Origin of the sequence: Actinomadura sp. SCN-SB (assembly GCF_043906805.1) — a bacterium.
In the GTDB taxonomy this organism is placed as follows: Bacteria; Actinomycetota; Actinomycetes; order Streptosporangiales; family Streptosporangiaceae; genus Spirillospora.
On sequence record NZ_JBIMPP010000082.1, the window covers coordinates 12,174 to 31,376 of the forward strand.

Consider the following 19,203-nt stretch of genomic DNA (forward strand, 5'->3'; position numbering starts at 1 on the left):
CCGGTAAGGGTCAGGTCAGTCGGCGACGACGCGGACGGCGCCCGGCACGTACTCGCGCTGCCGGACGACCCGGTACCAGCCCTTGGGCAGCGTGATCGCGGCGTGCTCCTCGTGCACCAGCCGCCCTCCTGACGGCAGGTGCAGGTGGTCGGGGACGAACGGGTCGGAGTCGCGCAGAAGCACGCCGGGCGCGGCGATCGCGTGCGCGTGACCGGTGGCCTCGCCCAGGGCGAGCACCATGCGCCCCCGGTCGTCGCGGGGCGCGGGCGGCAGGTCACGGACGGTCTGCGGGACCTCCTCCTCGGGGATGGGCAGGATGAGGATGTCTCCCTGTCGGTACATGCGCGAGAAGATAGCGAGAGCCACCGACATTCGGCTCTCGTCCGATCGCGTCAGGGCTAGTAGCCGCGCGTGCGGCGTGCGGCGGGGCGGGCCCAACGGCCGGACGCGCTGAGACCGACGTGCTGGAAGGCGCGGACGAGCTCGCCGCCGAGGTTGACACCCGCGCCGAGCGCGAGCGCGACGGACAGCGCGCCGATGAGGCTGAGCACGCCGCCCTGGGGATCCCCGGTGTTGAGCTCCACCATGGCCCGATAGAGCAAGGTCCCGGGGAGCAACGGTGAGATGGCCGGGACCACGTACGGCAGGATGGGCGCACGGCGGCGCCGGGCGAGCATGCTGGCGAATATGCCGATGATGACGGCGGAGATGGCCGCGCTGAAGACCGGGGCCACCCCCCAGTGGTGCAGGCGCACGTAGATGCTCCAGATGAGCGCCCCGCCGATGGCCGCGGCGAAAAGCACATTCCTGGGGACGGCCAGCGACACCGCGAACGCCAACCCGACACCGGCTGCCGCGAGCACGGCCACGGGTGAGAACACGGCAGGGGGCCTGGGCAGATCGCTCACGCGGATGTCGATGTCCAACTGCACCGCGAAGTACACCACCACGCCCAGGCCCGCGACGATCGCCGCCAGCATGATGAAGACCTCCAGCAGCCGTGCGGACGCGCTCACCAGGTCGCCGGTGATGCCGTCCTGGATGCTGGCCACCAGGGGACGTCCCGGCAGCAGGGCGAGGATCGCGCCCGTGACCACGGTCGAGACCCTGCCCGGGCTGCCCATCGCCACCACGAGGACTGCGATCAAGGCGCCTATCGACGACGCGGCCAGCAACTGGAAGAACTCGGCGATGCCCCTGCGGGCCAGCGCGGCGGCGGTGCGGTCACCGATCACCGTGGCGACGAAGGCCGTGACGGCGACCACCGGCCCGCCGCCCACCAGCACACCCGCGGACGCGGCGATCAGCCCGAACGACATCACCAGAAGCCAGGGAGGGTACGGGCCACGGCCGCGCTTGATCTGCGCGAGCCTTTCGTGCGCCTCCTCCAGATCCAGTTTCCCGATGGCGGCGTCGTGGATGAGCTCGTGCAGTTCCGTGAGCCGCCAGTACGCGGGGGTGCGGCGCCGGATGGCACGCGAACCTGTCACCGGCAGCGCGCTGCCACCCGGGTGCGCCGACACCAGCAGGCTGGTGAACGTCACCTGGACCTCGGTACGCGGCAGTTCGTAGGCGACGGCCAGGCCCAGCATCGCCTCGTTCACCCGTTCGGTGGACTCGCCGCTGGCCAGCAGCAGTTCGCCCACGCGAAGGACAAGGTCGATGGCCCGCGCGCTGACGACTTCGCTCGGCTCGTCCTCGGGAGGCTCGGGTGGCGTGGTGTCCATGAGGACCTGCCAGGTCCGCCGCAAGCGTTCCGTGGCCCGGCCCATGCGCGGTCCAACGCCTCCCTGACTTCGCTGACTCCGCCGCCGCACACCCATCCGTCCCGAACCTACCCACTCACCGATCATGCTTAAGCCACGGGCGGACCGGGTTGTCCACAGACCTGGATTTCCGTTCCGGCGGGCCGCCCGCGGCTGGTAGCAAGGATGAATGAGCTTTTCCGAGGACGTCACGGCGCTGCGCGACGAGGCCGAACGCTGCCTGCGCGCCCTCGCGGGCAAGCGGGCGCGCCTGCGCGACGACCAATGGACCGCCATCCACGCGCTGGTCGTCGAACGGCGCCGGGCCCTGGTCGTGCAGCGCACCGGCTGGGGCAAGTCGGCCGTCTACTTCGTGGCGACCCGGCTGCTGCGCCGGCGCGGTGCCGGTCCCACGGTGATCGTCTCGCCGCTGCTCGCGCTGATGCGCAACCAGATCGAGGCGGCCGACCGGGCCGGGATCCACGCCCGCACGATCAACTCCGCCAACACCGACGAGTGGGAACCGATCTTCGCCGAGGTCGAGGCGGGCGCGGTCGACGTCTTGCTCGTCAGCCCGGAACGGTTGAACAACCCCGACTTCCGCGACCTCGTCCTCCCCAAGCTCGCCGCCGGGGCCGGTCTCGTCGTCGTGGACGAGGCGCACTGCATCTCCGACTGGGGCCATGACTTCCGCCCCGACTACCGCCGCATCCGCACCCTGCTGGCCGACCTGCCCCCGGGCATCCCCGTCCTCGCCACCACCGCCACCGCCAACGCCCGCGTCACCCAGGACGTCGCCGAACAACTGGCCGCCGACCTGCACGGCGAAGCCGGCGACGCCCTGGTGCTCCGCGGCCCCCTCGAACGGGACTCGCTGCGCCTCGCGGTGGTACGGCTACCCGAGGCCGAGCAGCGCATCGCGTGGCTGGGCGAGCAGCTCGATCGGCTCCCGGGATCGGGCATCGTCTACACGCTGACCGTCGCCGCCGCCCACGAGATAGCCGGCTACCTGCGTGACCGTGGATACGAGGTGGCCGCGTACACGGGCAGGACCGAGCCCGCCGAACGCCTTCAGGCCGAGCGCGACCTTCTCGACAACAAGCTCAAGGCGCTGGTCGCCACCAGCGCTCTGGGCATGGGCTTCGACAAACCCGACCTCGGCTTCATCGTCCACGTGGGAGCGCCGCAGTCGCCCGTCGCGTACTACCAGCAGATCGGGCGCGCGGGCCGCGGCGTCGACCGCGCCGAGGTGATCCTGCTCCCCGGCACCGAGGACCGCGATATCTGGGCCTACTTCGCCGGCCTGGGCTTCCCTCCCGAGCCGGTCGTCCGCGCGACCCTCGACGTCCTCCAGGCCGCGGGACGCCCGCTGTCCACCGGCGCCCTCGAAACCCGGGTCGATCTCAGCCGGGCCCGGCTGGAGATGATGCTCAAGGTCCTGGACGTCGACGGCGCCGTACGGCGCGTCAAGGGCGGCTGGACGGCGACCGGCCGCGAGTGGTCCTACGACCGCGAACGGTACGAACGCGTCGCCGCCGAACGCACCCGCGAGCAACGCGCCATGCTCGACTACCTGGCCACCAAGGGATGCCGTGAGGAGTTCCTCCGCCGCTGCCTGGACGACCCGTCCGCCAAGCCCTGTGGCCGCTGCGACAACTGCACCGGCCGCCACTGGCCCACGGACGTCTCCGACACGGGCACCGCACAAGCCCGAGCCCGCCTGCGCCGCCCCGGCGTCGAGGTCCAGCCGCGCCGCATGTGGCCCACCGGGGTCAAGGACGACCTGGGCGTGTCCGGCCGCATCCCCGCCGAGCACCTGGCCGAGGAGGGCCGCGCCCTGGGCCGCCTCACCGACATCGGCTGGGGCAACCGCCTCCGCGAGCTGTTCGCGGGCCCCGACACCGAGATCCCCAAGGACATGCTGGACGCCGTGGTCAAGGTCCTGGCCGCCTGGGACTGGACGACCCGCCCCACCGGGATCGTGACCATCGCGTCCCGCACCCGCCCCCAACTGGTGGCAAGCCTGGGCCGAAGCCTCTCCGACCTGGGCCGCCTGCCCCACCTGGGAGACCTCGTCCCCCAAAGCGACCCGGCACCACGCCGCCACAACAGCGCCCACCGCCTCCGCTCGATCTGGCACACCCTGACCCTCCCCGCCCCCGTGGCCGAAGCGGTCCGCCAAAACCCAGGCCCGATCCTCCTGATAGACGACCGCATAGAAACCGGCTGGACCATGACCGTCGCAACCCATCACCTACGCCAAGCCGGCGCCCCCGCCGTCCTCCCCCTAACCCTTGCCATAACCACCTAACCCCGCCCCCAGGGGCCGAGCCCCGTCCCCCAAGCTGTCGCGCCGAACCGGCGTGTGCACCGTGGGACGTGTGCCTCGGGTCAGGTTGGTGCTTCTGAAGCTACGGGTTGGCAGGGCCTTGCCCTGGGCGTCATTACCCGACTTGTCCGAGTTTCAGTGGCCGGGGCATGCCTGGGGGCGGGCGGGGTGGTGCCCCGACCGGGGTGGTGGTCGGGGCACGGCCCGTGGTTGGTGAGGCGCCTGGTCAGTTCTTGATTTGGTTGTCCACCACGTCGAGGGTGGGGCGGGCGCCCAGGTGTTGCATGGCGCGGGCGGCCAGGTGGTTGCCGGCGGCCAGTGCCTCGGCGGGGGGCTTGCCGTCGAGCCAGGCGGGGAGGAAGCCCGCGATGAAGGCGTCGCCGGCGCCCGTGCCGTCGACGATCTTCTCGACGGGCTCGGCGGGGACCGTGACCGGTTCGGGGCGGCGATTGGCGTACCAGAGCGTGCCCTCGGCGCCGTTCATGATCACGACTTCCGGGTACCAGGCGGTGAGCACCTTGGCCGCCTGGTCGGGCAGGTCACGGCCGGTCAGGACCTCCGCCTCCTTGGCGTTGACGATCAGGAGGCGGGCGCCCTGCGTCCACTCCAGGTAGGGCTCGGCGCCCATCCGCTTGAGCGGGGAGGACGAGCCGGCGTCCACCGAAATGGACATCTGGGACTTGCGAGCCAGGTCCAGACAGTGGATGGCGGCCTTCCGGGAGCCCTCGTTGATCAGGGCGTAGCCCGACAGGTGCAGGTGGCTTCCCTGGTGGAACAGGTCTCTGCAGCGTTCGATGTCCTCCGGGAGCAGCGCCGCGTTGGCGCCGGGGTCGGACAGCATGGTGCGGTCGCCCTTGTGGGTGATCAGCACCACACAGGTCCCGGTGGGACGCTCCTGGTCCATGACCAGGCGGGCGTCCACGCCGTACCCCATCAGTTCCATGTCCCGGTTCCGGCCGGCGATGTCGGAGCCACGGCGGCCGACGAACGCCGCCTCGATCCCCTCAAGGGCCAGCCACGAGGCCACGTTGGCGCCCGAGCCGCCTCCGTGCGTCGTCACGGCGGCGGGCGTGTCGCTGCCCTTGGCCAGGGGGAATGCGGCACGAGCCACGGTGTCAGTCATCAAATCGCCGACCACGACCACGCGCGTCATGGAGTCATCACCTCGATCAACACGGCCCGCGCGAGCGGCATTCTGGGCGTGTGGTCGACCGTAACAGCTCTTGACCCCCGATTAGGTCTCGAACGCGCAGCGAAACCGGGGAACCCGGCGAATTTCCCGGCGGCGGCGGCCGAACGGGATTCCGATCAGCGCCGGAGACGGCACGAATCCGATGGTCCGGGGCGCGGTGCCCTAATCTCGGGAACGTGTACCCGGACCATTGGGAGGCCGACGTCGTCCTTGCCGACGGCGGGACGGCCCATGTGCGTCCCATCAGGCCCGAAGACGGCGATCTGCTGCGCGCCTTCTACTCCCGGCTGTCGCCCGAGTCGATCTACTACCGGTTCTTCTCGCCGCGGCCCCGGCTGTCCGACCGTGAGGTCGAGCACTTCGTCAACGTCGACCACGACCGCCGGGTCGCGCTGATCGCGACGATCGGCGGCGCGATGGTGGCGGTCGTCCGGTACGACCGGCTGAAGGACCGTCCCGGCACCGCCGAGGTGGCCTTCCTGGTGGAGGACGCCCACCAGGGGCGGGGCCTGGGCGCGGTGATGCTGGAGCACATCGCCGCGGCCGCGAGGGAACGCGGCGTGGACCGGTTCGTTGCCAGCGTCCTGCCCGACAACCGCAGGATGACCAGGGTGTTCCGGGACGTGGGCTACCGGGTCGGGCAGCGGTTCGAGGAGGGCGTCATCGAGCTGGTGCTCGACCTGGAGCCGACCGAGACCTCGGTGGAGGTCATGGCGGCGCGCGAGCACCGCGCGGAGTCCCGGTCGATCCAGCGGCTGCTGTTCCCCGGGTCGGTCGCGGTGATCGGCGCGAGCCGGGCCGAGCACAGCGTGGGGCGGAGCGTCCTGCGGCACCTGCTGACCGGTGACTTCAGCGGGCCGGTCTACCCGGTGCACCCCACGGCCACCGCGGTCGCCGGTGTACGGGCGTACGCGTCGGTGCTGGACATCCCGGACGAAGTGGATCTGGCCGTGGTCTCCGTGCGGGCCTCGGCGGTACGCGAGGTCGTCGAGCAGTGCGGGAACAAGGGCGTGCGCGGCCTGATCGTGGTGTCGTCCGGGTTCGGGGAGACGGGGGCGGAAGGCCGGGACCGCCAGGAGGAACTGGTACGGCTGGCGCGCGCCTATGGCATGCGTGTGGTCGGGCCGAACTGCCTGGGCATCGCCAACACCGACCCTGATGTGCGCCTGAACGCGACCCTCGCCCCTACGATGCCGGGCCGCGGCCCTGTGGGGTTCTTCTCGCAGTCGGGTGCGCTGGGCATCGCCATCCTGCAGCGTACGGCGGCGCGTGGGCTGGGCCTGTCCACGTTCGTGTCGGCGGGCAACAGGGCGGACGTGTCCGGCAACGACCTCTTGCAGTACTGGGAGGAGGACCCGGCCACCAAGGCCGTCCTGCTCTACCTGGAGTCGCTGGGGAACCCGCGGAAGTTCGCCAGGCTGGCCCGCCGCCTCGGCCGCCGCAAGCCGATCGTGGCGGTCAAGAGCGGGCGCAGCACCCAGGGCGTCCCGCTCGGGCACGCGGCGCAGGCCCTGAGCCTGCCCGACCACGCGGTCAGCGCCCTGTTCGCGCAGGCCGGGGTGATCCGGGTGGAGGACCTGGCGGAGCTGTTCGACGTGGCGCAGCTCCTGGCCTACCAGCCGCTGCCCACCGGCGACCGCGTCGTGATCATCGACAACTCGGACTCGCTGGGCCTGCTCGCCCAGGACGCGGCCGTGGCGCTGGGGCTGGACACCGCGGCGCCCGTCAACCTGGGTCCCCGCGCGGGCGCCGACGACTACGAGGCCGCGTTGTCGAGCGCCCTTGAGGACGATCAGGTGGACGCGATCGTGGCCCTGTTCACCCCGCCCACCGTCGGCGGCTACGACGTGCGTGTCCCGGAGAAGATCCTGCGGCTGGCGGAGGGCGCCTCCAAGCCGATCGTGGCCACCTACCTGGGGTCGGAGGGCATGCCCGAGGAGCTGAGGATCCCGGGTCCGGACGGGATGCCCGGCGCGGGCTCCGTCCCCTCGTACCCGGCCCCGGAGAACGCCGTCCGGGCCTTGGCCTACGTCATCCGGTACGCGCAGTGGCGGCAACGCCCGCAGGGGCGGCTGCCCGAGCTGTCCGACACCGACCGCAAGCGCGCCCGCGCGCTGGTAGGGGAGTGGCTGGATACGGGCGCCTCCGTGGAGGCGACCCATGAGCAGGCCGCCGAACTGCTGGGCTGCTACGGCATCGCCATCGTGGAGAAGAACGAGCACGGGGAGGGCATCCCGGCGCGCATCGTCACCATGGAGGATCCGTCGTTCGGCGCCGTCGTCTCGTTCGGCCTCGCGGATGAGACGACCGCGCTTCTGGACGACCGCGCGTACCGTCTGGCGCCCCTGACCGATGTCGAGGCATCGGACTTGGTACGCGCCATCCGCACGGCCCCTCTTCTGCTGGGCCACAAGGGTGCCGAGCCCGTCGACGTACCCGCTTTGGAGGACCTGCTGCTGCGGGTGTCCCGCCTAGGGTACGACCTGCCCGAGGTGGGTCGCCTGGAACTCGACCCGGTCGTGGTGGGCCCATGGGGCTGTGCCGTAAGGGAGGTGACGCTCCGCCTGGAGCGTCCGCGCGGCCCCCGCCCCGAACTCGGGCCGCGCCGCCTCCGCTAGGCACCCCTCACCGCCGCCTCCTTCGGTGGCTCGGGCGGCGTGGGATTGGGCGTCGGCGGATACGGGTCCGGCGACGGTTCGGGCGGCTCCGGCTCCGGTGGCGGCATCGGCGGTACGGGCTCCGGCGGCGGCCCCGGCGGCACGGGATCGGGTGGCTCGGGCTTCGGGGGCACCGGATCGGGCGAGGGGCCGGGCGGCACCGGTGGCGGCGGCTTGCGCGGCGGCTCAGGCGACGGCCCGGGGGGTGGTTCGGGAGGCGGCACCGGAGATGGCGGCGGCGGCTCCGGGTTGGGGCCGGGCGGCGGAACCGGCGGCGGTGACGGCATGGGGTCTCGGTCGGACATGCCCCTTCCCTACCCTGAGGTCGGGCGTCCTCTCCTCCGGCCCGCGCTTCCGGACGGCCCCGGGAGGGGCCCAAATGACCACGTTGCGGCCACGTTGTGTGCACCGCGCGCCCGGGACAGGGCAGGATGGGGTCATGAGGGAAACCCGAGCGACGGCTCACGGGTTGCGCACGGCCATCGAGCGCAGCGGTTACTACCCGGCATTGGTCGCGGACGCGGTCGAGTCGGCCATAGGCGATGAGCGAGTGATCGCCTATGTGGTGCATCACGAGGCGACGTTCGACCCCGCGATGGAAGTGCGGCGGCATGTGACGGTCCTGGTGCTGTCGGCGTCCCGGCTGCTGGTCTGCCATACCGACGAGCACCCGCCGGGCGACGGCATGGCGCAGCCCCACGCGTCCACCACGACGGAGGCGGTCAGGCTGGACCGCGTCCAGTCGGTCGCCGTCACCCGGGTCGTCCCCGACCCCGCGTCCTACGTGCCGGGTGTGCCGCCGACCGAGGTCGTGCTGACCATCGGCTGGGGCGCCATCGCGCACATCGACCTGGAACCGGCCACCTGCGGCGACGAGAACTGCGAGGCCGACCACGGCTACACCGGCAGCGTCACCGCCGACGACCTGTCCCTGCGGGTCAGCGAGGCCGCCGACGGCCGGGACGCCGTGGCCCAGGTGCTGGCGTTCGCCGAGGCCCTGTCCGCCGAGACCGCCCGCTGATCGCCGGATGACCCCCGCATGATCGAGCTGAGGTCCAGGTGAGCGTCCCGCCGGTTCCGGCCTACGGGACGGGCGCGCTCGCCGATCTGCCGTCGTCGGTGCTGGCGTCGCTCGGCGTCCCAGGGCGGTCGAACGTCCTGGGCCTGCCCGCGACGCCCCGTGTCTGCGTCCTGATCATCGACGGGCTCGGCTGGGAGCTGTTCCAGGCGCACCGGCACCAGGCGCCGTTCCTGGCCTCGCTCTCCGGCACCTCGCTGACCTCGGGGTTCCCGGCGACCACGGTCACCAGCCTGGGGTCGCTGGCCACCGGGCTGCCGCCGGGCGGGCACGGCCTGCTCGGGGTGCAGGTGGCGATCCCCGGCACCGGGCGGCTGCTGAACTGCCTGCGCTGGCAGGACGAGACCGTCGATCCGGCCACGTTCCAGCCGGCGCCGACCGTGTACGAGGAGGCGGCGGCGGACGGCGTGAACGTGTCGTACGTGGCGCTGGGCCTCTACCGGGGGACGGGCCTGACCCAGGCCACGACCCGCGGGGCGTCCTATATGGCGGCCGACGGGCTCGGGCCGCTGGTGGGCCGGGCCGAGCGGGCCCTGCGGAAGGAAGGCCGCGGCTTCGTCACCGTCTACCACGCCGATCTCGACACGACCGGCCACCGGTTCGGGGTCGGGTCGCCGGAATGGCGGCACCAGCTCCGTTTCGTGGACCTGCTCGCCGAGCGGCTCGCGGAGGTCCTGCCGCCGGGGACGGTCCTGTACGTCACCGCCGACCACGGCATGATCGATCCCGTGGAGCGGGTCGACTTCGACACCACCGCCGAGCTCAGCGAGGGGGTCGCGCTGCTCGGGGGCGACGCGCGGGCCCGGTACGTCTACACCGAGCCCGGCGCCCACGAGGATGTCCTGGCGGCCTGGAAGGGGCTGCTGGGCGACAAGGCGTGGGTGTTCTCACGGGACGAGGCGGTGGCGGCGGGCCTGTTCGGGCCGGTGCGCCCCGACCTGCTCGAACGGGTCGGGGACGTGATCGCGGTGCCGCACGCCGACCTGGCCATCGTGGCGTCGGAGCGGGAGCCGTACCTGAACAAGATGGTCGGCATGCACGGCTCCCTCGTCCCGGCGGAGATGATGGTGCCCCTCCTGTCCTACGCGCGCCACTGACCCGGGCGTGGTTCAGGACAGGCGTTCCTCCAACCGGTCCAGGCGTTCCACCAGCGGTTCGAGCTCCCGCCGGATGGCCGCCGACAGCATCTCGGCCGGTCCGCCCGCGCCCGGTTGAGCCGCCGCGGCGGGCGTTTGGGACTGGACGCCCTGCGCGCGGAGGTGAACGATGCCGGCGAGGGCCGCGCCGACGGCGCGCCGGGTGAGCCGTGGTTCGGCGCCGAGGCTCCGCAGGATCTGCCCGGCCACCCCGTCCGGTTCACTGATCAGCCCGAGCAGCAGATGCTCGCACCCGACGTAGTTGTGGCCCAGTGACGTCGACTCGGTGACGCTCAGTTCCAGCGCGGCGGCGGCGTGCTCGTCGAAGCGCAGCGCGGGGTCGTCCTCGACCGGCCCTTCGCCGCCGGGGGAGCGCCGGACGAGCTCGCTCCAGATCCGGTCGGGCTCGATCTCGAGGGCCCGCAGCACCTGCAAGGCCAGGTTGCCGCCTTCGGCCAGGACTCCGCCGAGCAGGTGCTCGGTGCCGATCGCGGCGGCGCCCGCCGTTCGCGCCTGCTCGTGCGCGAGCTTGATCGCGGTCCGCGTCCGTTGGGTGAAGTGGCTGAGATCGGCCACGGCCGCCGCGATGTCCGCGGTGGTCGAGGCGGTCTCGCGGATGGCGGTCACGCGCCGTACGGCCTGTTCGAGGGCGCGCTGGCAGATGGCGGACACGGGCACGCCCGCCTCCCTGACCGCCTCGGCCAGATCGTCGGGCAGATAGACGTTGATCTTCGGCATCACCCGGGTCGCCTCCGTGGGGTTATGTTGGGGTTATGCCCCCACTGTAACCCCAAATCTCACCGGCGCGTCCCGTCCCGGCCGCGACCGGCCGGGGTCGTACGCTGGGAGAGATGACGAACGCGGCTTCGCCCCTCCCGAAACCGGGCAATGGCGGTCAAACTGGCGATGTGCATCCACTCATCGACGTCGCCGCGCTGGCCCGCCTGCTCCGCCAGGACCCTCCGCCCGTCCTCCTGGACGTCCGATGGCATCTGAACGGGCCGCCGGGCGTCGAGTCCTACCGGCGCGGGCACCTGCCGGGCGCGGTGTTCGTCGACCTGGACCGTGACGTGGCGGGCCCGCCCGGCCCGGCGGGACGGCACCCGCTGCCCGAGCCCGCCGACTTCGAGGCGGCGATGCGACGCGCCGGGGTGTCCGGCGACCGTCTCGTGGTGGTGTACGACGACGCCGACTCCACGTCCGCCGCCCGTCTCTGGTGGACGCTGCGCTACTTCGGCCACGAACGCGTCCGCGTGCTGGACGGCGGGTTCCGCGCCTGGAACGAGGCGGGGCTGACCGTGACCGGCGAGGAGCCCTCGGTCGAACCCGGTGACTTCGTGGCCCATCCGCACCGGCTCCCGGTGCTGGACGCCGAGGGGGCCGCGGCCGTCGCCAAGGCCGGTGCCCTCCTCGACGCCCGCGCCGCCGAACGCTTCCGCGGTGAGAACGAGCCCGTGGACCCGGTCGCCGGGCACATCCCCGGCGCCAAGAACGCGCCGACGCTGGGCAACGTGGGGGTGGACGGCCGCTTCCTGCCGCCCGGCCTCCTCCGCGAACGGTTCGCCAAGCTCGGCGCCACCGACGCCACCGACGTCGGCGCCTACTGCGGGTCCGGGGTGACGGCCGCCCACGAGATCCTCGCCCTCAACCTCGCGGGCATCCCCGCCGCCCTGTACGTGGGCTCTTGGTCCAACTGGATCGCCGACCCCACCAACCCGGTCGCGACCGGCGACGCCTAGCGCGCCCTCAGCCTGCGCCGAAACAGCTGAAGCCGGTGACGCCCGGGGTGCGGGGCGCGGCGGCCAGGGCGCGGGCGGGCGGCAGGCCGGCGGCCAGGCCGGTGTGGAAGGCGGTCATGAAGCCGGGCGCCTCGTCGTCGCGGACGGGATTCACGCTGGCGATCACCGTGGCGGTGCCGAGCGCGAGCAGGACACCGGCCATCCCGATCAGCGCGTCCCCGTCCGCCGCGCGCCCGGCGTCGCAGGCGGACAGGACGAGCAGCCGCGGTGGCGCGTCCAGCGTCTCCAGGTCGCACAGCATCAAGGGGCCGTCCGCCAGCCGCAGCCGCGAGAAGAGGGCGTTGCCGTCGCGGAACTCGCCGTGCGAGGCCAGGTGGACGAGGTCGGCCCCGTCCAGGGCGTCACGGACGGCCTCCGCGTTCGCGGCGGTGCCCGTGAGCGTGCGCGCCTGAGGGAAGAGGCGGGACAGCGCCTTCACCTCTTGCTCCGCGTGCTCCAACCCGGGGCCGGCTATGAGCACGACCCGTTCCCTCCGCGAGGCATCGACGGCGCGTGCCCGCAGCCAAGTGGCAGCGGACGGGACGAGCGTGTACGGACGGCCCTTGAGCGAGGGCAGCGCCGCCCAGGGAAGGCCGTGCAGGCACCCGATGGGAGAGAGCACCAGATCTCGCTCGGCGATGCCGTTCAGCACGGGCGCCAGCAACACCTCGTCAAGGCGCTGGCACGCATGCTGGAGGCCCTTGAGTGCGTGGGAGTCGCCTGCACGTTCAAGGAGCCGCTTCAACGCGAAGCGGGCCAGCCTCACATCGTCCACCACGTCCGCGTACGACCCCAGGCGAAACCGATGGAGACGCTCATCGCATGCCGTCACGGCATGAAGCTCGTCCCCGATGCGCAGGTACTCCAGCAACGCCCGCCCGCTGCCGAGGGCCGACACGAGCCGGTCGGCCCCGAACCCGGTTGGGTGCTGACGGCCGCTGCCCTGGTGGCGGCGCGTGCGGGCTTGGATGGACGCCTCAAGCCGCCTCAATCTCTCGCGTACGGAGGCTTCGGACGTCCCATCCTGGGCCAGGACGGATGCGCGTTGGGAACTGAGAGCGCGCAGCTCCGACAGCGCCGCCGCCCGTGCGGGATCGCGTGGCGGACGCAGCGAGGCGGGCCGGGGGAGGGCGCGGCGGCGTTCCTCCATCGACAGCAACTCACGAGGCGAACGCGCCATTTGCAAGCCCAGTTGTGCCAGCTCGTCGCCCAGCCCGGCGGCGCGGGCCCGAAGCTCCAGCGCGCCGAACACCTCCGCGTACTCCTCGACCGCACGCAATCCCTCCTCGATGGCGTCGCGTGCGCCGCCGTGGTCGCGCCGGGCCCAGCGTTCCAGCGCGGTCGCATGCCACGCCGCCGCGCGGAGGGACGCGGGGCCGCGGTCGCGCATCCGGCTCACCGGCTCCAGCAGATGCCCTGCGGGCCGGTGGAGGGCGAGGGCGACGCGGGCGGCGATGATGCGCGCCTCGGCCGACGCCTCCGCCCAGCCGCGCTCGTGCAGGCGTTCCGCGGTGGCCACCACCGAACGCAGGAACACCGCGGAACGGTCCCCTGCGGCCCAGCGGGCGCGGATGAGCAGATGGTCGGCCAGCAGCGTCCAGCCCGTGCGCTCCTGGTCGGCGAATACCGCCCGTGCGCGTTCGGCCGTCTCCGCCGCCCGCTCGGCGTCCCCATCGGCGAGCTCGGCGTGCGCGAGCAGCAACAGCCCGTCCGCGATGTCGCACCGGTAGCCGTTCGCCGTCACCTCCCGCAGCGTCGCCTCAAGAAGCGGACGGGCCTCACCGGGCAAACCCGCCTGGATCAGGGTCTCGCCCACGTCGAACCGGCACTGCGCTACCCTTTCCCGGGTCAGCGCAGGCTCGGCCGCCGCGAAGAGCCGCAGCGCCCGCGGGACGTCCCCGCGCCGGGACGCCACGAACGCGAGGTTGCCCCGAGCCATCGCGGCCATATGCCCCAGCCCCGCCGCCTCGCCGACCGCCACCGCCTCCGACAGGGTCGCCTCGGCGGTGCCTAAATCGCCGCGCAGCGCACGGGCCAGGCCGAGGTTCGTCAGCAGCCCGGTCAGCGTCACGGGGTCATGGTTCTGGCGGAGCCGGGGGAGGGCTTGCGAAGCCACGGCCTCCGCTTCGGGAAGTCGTCCCGCGCGGGCCAGCGCGCAAGCGACGTTGGCCGCGAGGCGGTTCGCGTCGCGTCCTCGCAGGACACCTTCGGCCCGTACCGCCTCGGCCAGTGCGCCCTGGCAGTCGCCGCGTGCGGACAGCAGCCCGACGAGGTTCATCCGCACGAGAGCGGCCTCGTAGCCTTCGGAACATGCCAGGGCTTCCTGGAGCCGTTCGATGCCTTCCTCCAGAAGACCCAGCTCCTTGGCAGCCAACCCCGCCGCGCGCAGCGCGACGACCCTTGCCGCACAGGAGGATGGCGAACGCGCAAGGAAGGCGTTGGCGCGCTCGTACGCGAGCACGGGATCGGACGCCGCCAGCCGGACGAGCCCCTCCGCCTCGCCCCCAGCGGTCACAGGCGGATCCAACTGGTCACGATGGACGAGCCGTCCGGCAGCAGGAACGCCAGGCTGACCAATCCCTCGGGCAGGGCGGGCAGCGCGAAGTGACCGGCCTGGTCCGCGCGGGCCCGAGGTTGCTCCGGCACCAGCGCGAGATGCCGTACCCGCACCTCGGCCGGCATCGGCGGGGCCAACCGACCCGCGATCCCGCCGCCGTGACCGGTGCCGTCGATCTCCAGCTCGATCACCGTCCGGGACGCGGCGAAGGTGAGCGCCCGCGGCCCCTCCCCGCCCCGGAGGGCGGCCGGCGGACCGGCGTCCGCCGGGGCGGGCTCGGCCAGTTCCGCCCCCGGGACGCGCCAGGTCAGCGCCGAACGCGCGGTGGCCAGCACCTCCGCGGGCACCGGGTCCAGGGCCTGGTACGCCACCCGCACCCGGGCCAGCAGGTCGTCGTTCACGAGTCCAGCCTCCGCAGCAGGCCGTTCAGGCAACGCGCCCGGGTGGGGCCGATGCTGCCCACCGGCATTCCCAGCGCCGTGGCCAGCTCGGCGTAACTCGGCGCCGTCGCGCACAACCTCAGTAGCACCTGGCAGCGGCGGGGCAGGGCGGCCAGCGCCTCCGCCACCTCCCCGACCCGCTCCCGCGCCAGGGCGACGTCCTCCGGCGCCACGCCACCGGACGCCGACACCACCGCGTCGTCCAGCGCCGCCCCACGCGCCGCCGCGCGCCGGGACGCGTGCAGGCTCTCCCGCCGCGCGGTCACCGCCAGCCAGGTGCCGACCGAGCCGGGCCGCTCGATCCGGTCGATCCGCTCCACCAGCCGCAGCCACGTCGTCTGCACCACGTCGCCCGCGTCGGCCTGGCTCAGCCCGTACGCCCGCGCGATCGACCACAGTAACCCGCTGTAGCGGTCGACCAGCCACGCCCAGGCCGTCCCGTCGCCATCACCGGCCCGCTTCACCGCCTCCGCCACCTCGTCGCTCTCCGCGTCGTCCCGCCCTGTGCCGGGCGGGTCGTCGCAGAGGCGGACGTGGCCGGGGCCGTCGTCGTCTGAAGACATATCACCACTGGGTACGGGGAGGGCGCGGTCAGGACGTGATGAGGACACCGAGGTCGGGCAGCGTGCGATGCGCGGCCGGGTCGAGGAGACGCCCGGCCGCCTCGGCGGCGCCGACGCCCTCGGACGCGACCAGCCCCGCGATCCGTCCCGCCACGGCGGGGGCGGCGAACGACGTGCCGCTCCAGAGGGCGAACCCGTCGAACCGGTCCGGGTCGTCCGGCCCGGGGCGGGGCCCGTCGAACCGCACGAAGCTGCTGGCGATGTCGACGCCGGGCGCGCAGGCGTCCACCCACCAGCCGTAGTTGGAGAACCAGGCGCGGTCGCCGCCGGGGCCCAGCGCGCCGACCGAGATCACCTGCTTGAGCGCCGCCGGCCAGAACGGCCGGTCGGTGGCCGCGTTGCCCGCGCACGCCACCACGGCGGTGCCGCGGCCCAGGGCCGCCAACGCGCGGGCCATCAGCGGCGAGGGCCGGTCGTCGAAGGTGTGGCAGCCGATCGAGAGGTTGACCACGTCGGCGCCGCCGTCCGCGGCCAGCCGCGCCAGCGCCCGGATGACCTCCAGCTCGTCCCCGATCCCGTCTCCGCCGATCACGCGGTACGCCCGCAGCCGGGCCGACGGCGCGTACCGCAGCACGACCCCCGCGATGAACGTGCCGTGCCCGGCCTGGGAGTCGAGCTCGTCGTCGAGATCCGCGTCCAGGACCTCCGCGGCCTCGGCGCCGTGCTCGGCGTACCAGGCGGTGTCCTCGTACCACGGATGCGGCGCGAGCCCGGTGTCGAGAACGGCGACCGTCACCGGGCGGCGCGCGGGCGCCCCGGCACGCGGCGCGGGGACGGGCGCGGCCGGACGGGGCCGGTCGGCGGGGCCGCTCCACCACATGGGCTGGCCGCACACCAGGTGGTTGGGGGAGACGTTCAGCCGCCGGTGCCGGCCGCCGCTCCCGCCGTCCCCGCCGAGCAGGGACGCCATCTCACAGACGTCCACCTTGGCGTGGGACCGCAACCACAGGCAGGTCACCCCGTGCTCGTCGTGCGCCGAGTCGTACCAGCGGCGCACCAGATCCCGCGCCGCGGGCGCGTCGGGACCGGCGACCAGCAACTGGTCGCGCCTGACCAGCGCCCGCCGTCCGGGCGCCGCCTCCACGACGACGGCGTCGCGATGGCGGGCCAGCAGCCGCTCCAGCCGGGCCTCCTGATCGAACATCCGGCCTTCCTCCTTGGGACTCATGGGACTCGTGGGGACTCGCGGGCACGGGTGATCGCGCAGAGAAATGATCACGCGGGGTGGTGATTACATGACCCATAGTGCCGGTTGATGTCCCCCAGCGGCGGTCTTTCAGGGAAATGTGCGTTACTGGGAACGTGATCGGCCGCGAGGGTTTCCGCAGCCGGAGCGGGCCGCCCAGCCCGGAACCGCCGGCGCCTTCAATCCTGGCTCCCACGCCCCCCGTCCCAGGTGAGGGGGCCGCGGCCACGGCCCGGCCTGGACGCTGGGCAGCGTGGCGGATCCGCTCGGCGTGCCTGCTGTGTGGAGCGTTGCCGGTGCTCACCTTCCCCAGGCCCGGCCTCTCGTGGCTCGCCTGGGTGATCCTCGTCCCCGGCCTCCTGCTGATGCGGTCCGCCCCCGGCGTACGGGCGGCGGGCGTGCGCGGATGGTGGTTCGGCGCCGGTTACCTGATGGCCGTCCTCTACTGGACGCTCCCCAACATCGGCCCCGGCCTCGTCCTCGTCGCCGTCGTCTTCGGGTTGCTGTGGGCCGCATGGGGAGCGGCCGCGCGATGGCTGGGCTCCTCAGCGGTGGCGGTCATCGTCCTGCCGTCCATCTGGGTCGCCATCGAGTACGCACGCTCGTGGCCCAGCCTCGGCGGGCCATGGGGGCTGCTAGGGGTCAGCCAGTGGAGCCACCCGACGATCCTCAGCCTGGCGTCCATCGGTGGGGTGTGGCTGCTGTCGTTCGTGCTCGTCGCCGCCAACACCGCCATCGTGCTCGCGGTCCGGCCTCCCCAACGCGGCCCCTGGGTGCGCGCCGGCGGCATACTGCTCGCGCTGCTGCTGCTGGCCGCAGGTCCGCTCACCTACGCCGCGCGCACCTCACCGCCCACCGAGAAGACGATGCGGGTCGCGCTCGTGCAACCCGGCGTCGTCCACAACCCGCCCGCCCGGTTCAGCGCAGGCGAACGCATCACCGCGCAGACCCCGCCCGCCGACCTCATCGTCTGGGGCGAAAGCAGCGTCGGCCACGCCATCGCCCGCACCCCCGACATCGCCGCCCGGCTCCGGGCACTGGCCGCCCAAGCCCCCATCCTCGTGAACGAAGACGCCAGAGACGCCGAGGGCCGCATCTCCGAAAGCGCCATCCTCATGAACCCCGACGGGACGCACCAGCGCTACGTCAAAACCCGGCTCGTCCCCTTCGGCGAATACATCCCGTTCCGCTCCGGATTCGGCTGGCTGAGCCGCATCAGCCGCGCCGCGGGACAAGACCGCGTCCCCGGCACCGGCGCCACCGTCATGACCACCCACGGGCTCACCCTCGGGCCGCTCATCTGCTTCGAATCGACCTTCCCCGACCTCGGCCGCGCCGTCGTGCGACGCGGCGCGCAACTTCTGGTGTACCAGTCGTCCACATCCACGTTCCAAGGCAGCTGGGCACCCCCGCAGCACGCCTCACTCGTCGCCGTGCGCGCCGCCGAAACCGGACGACCCGCCGTCCAAGCCGCGCTCAGCGGGGTATCGACCGCCTTCGACGCCCGCGGCAGGCGGCTGGCATGGATGGACACCGACCGCCGCGGATCCACCGTCGTCACCCTGCACATCCCGCCGTCAGCGTCCCGCACCCCCTACGACCGCCTCGGCGACTACGTCGCCTACCTCGCCGCCCTCATCGCCGCCGCGACCGCCCTCGCCGCCGCCCGCGGCAGGCTCGCCCCGCCCCGCTGAAACCCGGCCGCACCGGGACCGCGGTCCCTCGCACCCGGGACCACCCCGCCCCTAGCTTCCCCGATGCGACGGCCACCCGACCGCCGCTCGCCACCCCGCCGGACCCGTCACGGCTGTGACCGATGGAACACCACCCGTGGCGGAAAGGTGGAAGCGAACACGGTCGTGTGGTGGTGCGACCGGTGTCAATGATGCACAATGAGGGACGCGGAAACCGTCCTGGGATGCCCGAGGCCGTAGGGGAAGACGAGCCTCAGTACAGATCCAGGAGGTCCGGTGACCGCACGTGGCGTTTTCTACGTCCACTCCGCGCCACCTGCGCTGAGCCCGCACATCGAATGGGCGGCCGCAGGTGTACTCGGCGTGCCCGTGTCCCTTGAGTGGGCCGACCAGGCGGCCGCGCCGGGGACCCTGCGCGCCGAACTGCATTGGGAGGGCAAGCCCGGAACCGCCGCCGGGATCACCTCCGCGTTGCGCAACTGGAAACTCCTGCGCTTCGAGGTCACCGAAGACGCCACCGCCGGCTGCGACGGCGTCCGCTACAGCTTCACCCCCACCCTCGGCGTCTTCACCGGAGTGATCGGCGCCAACGGCGACATCATGATCCCCGAAGACCGGCTCCGCACCGCCATGGCCAACGCCGCCGCCGGCAAGACCACCCTCGAAAACGAACTCGAACGCCTCCTCGGCACCCCCTGGGACAACGAACTCGAACCCTTCCGCCGAGCCGGCGACGGCGCACCCGTCCGCTGGCTCCACGCGGCTGTGTAGTGCTTTCTTGCAAGCGA

The 19,203-nt window shown here is 72.8% G+C and carries 15 protein-coding genes; 7 read left to right on the plus strand and 8 right to left on the minus strand.

The window, feature by feature from the left end:
• Nucleotides 1-15: 15 nt before the first annotated feature.
• Nucleotides 16-342 (minus strand): hypothetical protein, encoded by a 327-nt coding sequence (locus ACGWYJ_RS34130; RefSeq protein WP_285696693.1) that lies wholly within the window; start codon nt 340-342, stop codon nt 16-18.
• Nucleotides 343-398: 56 nt separating this feature from the next.
• Entirely contained in the window at nt 399-1,772 is a 1,374-nt protein-coding gene (locus tag ACGWYJ_RS34135; RefSeq protein WP_395110699.1) for a threonine/serine exporter ThrE family protein, read from the minus strand.
• Nucleotides 1,773-1,935: 163 nt separating this feature from the next.
• Here ACGWYJ_RS34135 and ACGWYJ_RS34140 point away from each other — a divergent pair, with 163 nt between their 5' ends.
• Nucleotides 1,936-4,056: a RecQ family ATP-dependent DNA helicase gene (locus tag ACGWYJ_RS34140; protein ID WP_395110700.1), complete on the plus strand. Its 2,121-nt coding sequence runs from the start codon at nt 1,936-1,938 to the stop codon at nt 4,054-4,056.
• A 244-nt stretch (nt 4,057-4,300) separates the two neighbouring features.
• Here ACGWYJ_RS34140 and ACGWYJ_RS34145 read toward each other — a convergent pair whose 3' ends face one another.
• Nucleotides 4,301-5,227, minus strand: coding sequence for a carbohydrate kinase family protein (locus ACGWYJ_RS34145; protein ID WP_395110701.1), 927 nt, complete (start codon nt 5,225-5,227; stop codon nt 4,301-4,303).
• Between the two features lie 215 nt (nt 5,228-5,442).
• Between ACGWYJ_RS34145 and ACGWYJ_RS34150 the strand changes: the two genes are divergently transcribed.
• From ACGWYJ_RS34150 to ACGWYJ_RS34160, 3 genes are all read left to right on the plus strand, one after another.
• Nucleotides 5,443-7,884 carry a GNAT family N-acetyltransferase gene (locus tag ACGWYJ_RS34150; protein WP_395110702.1) on the plus strand — a complete coding sequence of 814 codons (2,442 nt, stop codon included), beginning with the start codon at nt 5,443-5,445 and terminating at the stop codon, nt 7,882-7,884.
• A gap of 478 nt (nt 7,885-8,362) precedes the next feature.
• Nucleotides 8,363-8,944, plus strand: coding sequence for a DUF5998 family protein (locus ACGWYJ_RS34155; RefSeq protein WP_395110703.1), 582 nt, complete (start codon nt 8,363-8,365; stop codon nt 8,942-8,944).
• A gap of 38 nt (nt 8,945-8,982) precedes the next feature.
• Nucleotides 8,983-10,098 carry an alkaline phosphatase family protein gene (locus ACGWYJ_RS34160; RefSeq protein WP_395110704.1) on the plus strand — a complete coding sequence of 372 codons (1,116 nt, stop codon included), beginning with the start codon at nt 8,983-8,985 and terminating at the stop codon, nt 10,096-10,098.
• A gap of 12 nt (nt 10,099-10,110) precedes the next feature.
• On the opposite strand, the gene ACGWYJ_RS34165 is transcribed toward ACGWYJ_RS34160, so the two are convergent.
• The gene (locus ACGWYJ_RS34165) at nt 10,111-10,875 is read right to left on the minus strand and encodes a Clp protease N-terminal domain-containing protein (protein ID WP_395110705.1); all 765 of its coding nucleotides are present in this window, start codon (nt 10,873-10,875) and stop codon (nt 10,111-10,113) included.
• Between the two features lie 170 nt (nt 10,876-11,045).
• Here ACGWYJ_RS34165 and ACGWYJ_RS34170 point away from each other — a divergent pair, with 170 nt between their 5' ends.
• Complete coding sequence (locus tag ACGWYJ_RS34170) at nt 11,046-11,876, plus strand: sulfurtransferase (RefSeq protein ID WP_395110706.1); 831 nt, start codon at nt 11,046-11,048, stop codon at nt 11,874-11,876.
• 7 nt (nt 11,877-11,883) lie between these two features.
• On the opposite strand, the gene ACGWYJ_RS34175 is transcribed toward ACGWYJ_RS34170, so the two are convergent.
• Genes ACGWYJ_RS34175 through ACGWYJ_RS34190 form a run of 4 tightly spaced genes read right to left on the minus strand, consistent with a single transcriptional unit; the run spans nt 11,884 to nt 16,679 of the window.
• Entirely contained in the window at nt 11,884-14,430 is a 2,547-nt protein-coding gene (locus tag ACGWYJ_RS34175) for a CHAT domain-containing protein (protein WP_395110707.1), read from the minus strand.
• Nucleotides 14,427-14,873: a hypothetical protein gene (locus tag ACGWYJ_RS34180; protein ID WP_395110708.1), complete on the minus strand. Its 447-nt coding sequence runs from the start codon at nt 14,871-14,873 to the stop codon at nt 14,427-14,429. The genes ACGWYJ_RS34175 and ACGWYJ_RS34180 overlap by 4 nt, the downstream gene beginning before the upstream one ends.
• Complete coding sequence (locus ACGWYJ_RS34185; RefSeq protein WP_395110709.1) at nt 14,870-15,475, minus strand: RNA polymerase sigma factor; 606 nt, start codon at nt 15,473-15,475, stop codon at nt 14,870-14,872. Before ACGWYJ_RS34185 ends, ACGWYJ_RS34180 begins: the two co-directional genes overlap by 4 nt.
• A gap of 28 nt (nt 15,476-15,503) precedes the next feature.
• Nucleotides 15,504-16,679: a S8 family peptidase gene (locus ACGWYJ_RS34190; protein WP_395110710.1), complete on the minus strand. Its 1,176-nt coding sequence runs from the start codon at nt 16,677-16,679 to the stop codon at nt 15,504-15,506.
• 338 nt (nt 16,680-17,017) lie between these two features.
• On the opposite strand from ACGWYJ_RS34190, the gene lnt reads away from it, so the two are divergent.
• Entirely contained in the window at nt 17,018-18,415 is a 1,398-nt protein-coding gene (lnt, locus tag ACGWYJ_RS34195) for an apolipoprotein N-acyltransferase (protein ID WP_395110711.1), read from the plus strand.
• A 276-nt stretch (nt 18,416-18,691) separates the two neighbouring features.
• On the plus strand, nt 18,692-19,186 hold the full coding sequence (locus ACGWYJ_RS34200) for a DUF3145 domain-containing protein (protein WP_285696708.1): 495 nt from the start codon (nt 18,692-18,694) through the stop codon (nt 19,184-19,186).
• Nucleotides 19,187-19,203: the final 17 nt, after the last annotated feature.

Coding starts and splice junctions, on each gene's coding strand:
- ACGWYJ_RS34130 (WP_285696693.1), bottom strand. CDS start 342: ATGTACCGACAGGGAGACATCCTCATCCTGCCCATCCCCGAGGAGGAG.
- ACGWYJ_RS34145 (WP_395110701.1), bottom strand. CDS start 5,227: ATGACGCGCGTGGTCGTGGTCGGCGATTTGATGACTGACACCGTGGCT.
- ACGWYJ_RS34190 (WP_395110710.1), bottom strand. CDS start 16,679: ATGTTCGATCAGGAGGCCCGGCTGGAGCGGCTGCTGGCCCGCCATCGC.
- ACGWYJ_RS34135 (WP_395110699.1), bottom strand. CDS start 1,772: ATGGGCCGGGCCACGGAACGCTTGCGGCGGACCTGGCAGGTCCTCATG.
- ACGWYJ_RS34140 (WP_395110700.1), top strand. CDS start 1,936: ATGAGCTTTTCCGAGGACGTCACGGCGCTGCGCGACGAGGCCGAACGC.
- ACGWYJ_RS34155 (WP_395110703.1), top strand. CDS start 8,363: ATGAGGGAAACCCGAGCGACGGCTCACGGGTTGCGCACGGCCATCGAG.
- ACGWYJ_RS34165 (WP_395110705.1), bottom strand. CDS start 10,875: ATGCCGAAGATCAACGTCTATCTGCCCGACGATCTGGCCGAGGCGGTC.
- ACGWYJ_RS34185 (WP_395110709.1), bottom strand. CDS start 15,475: ATGTCTTCAGACGACGACGGCCCCGGCCACGTCCGCCTCTGCGACGAC.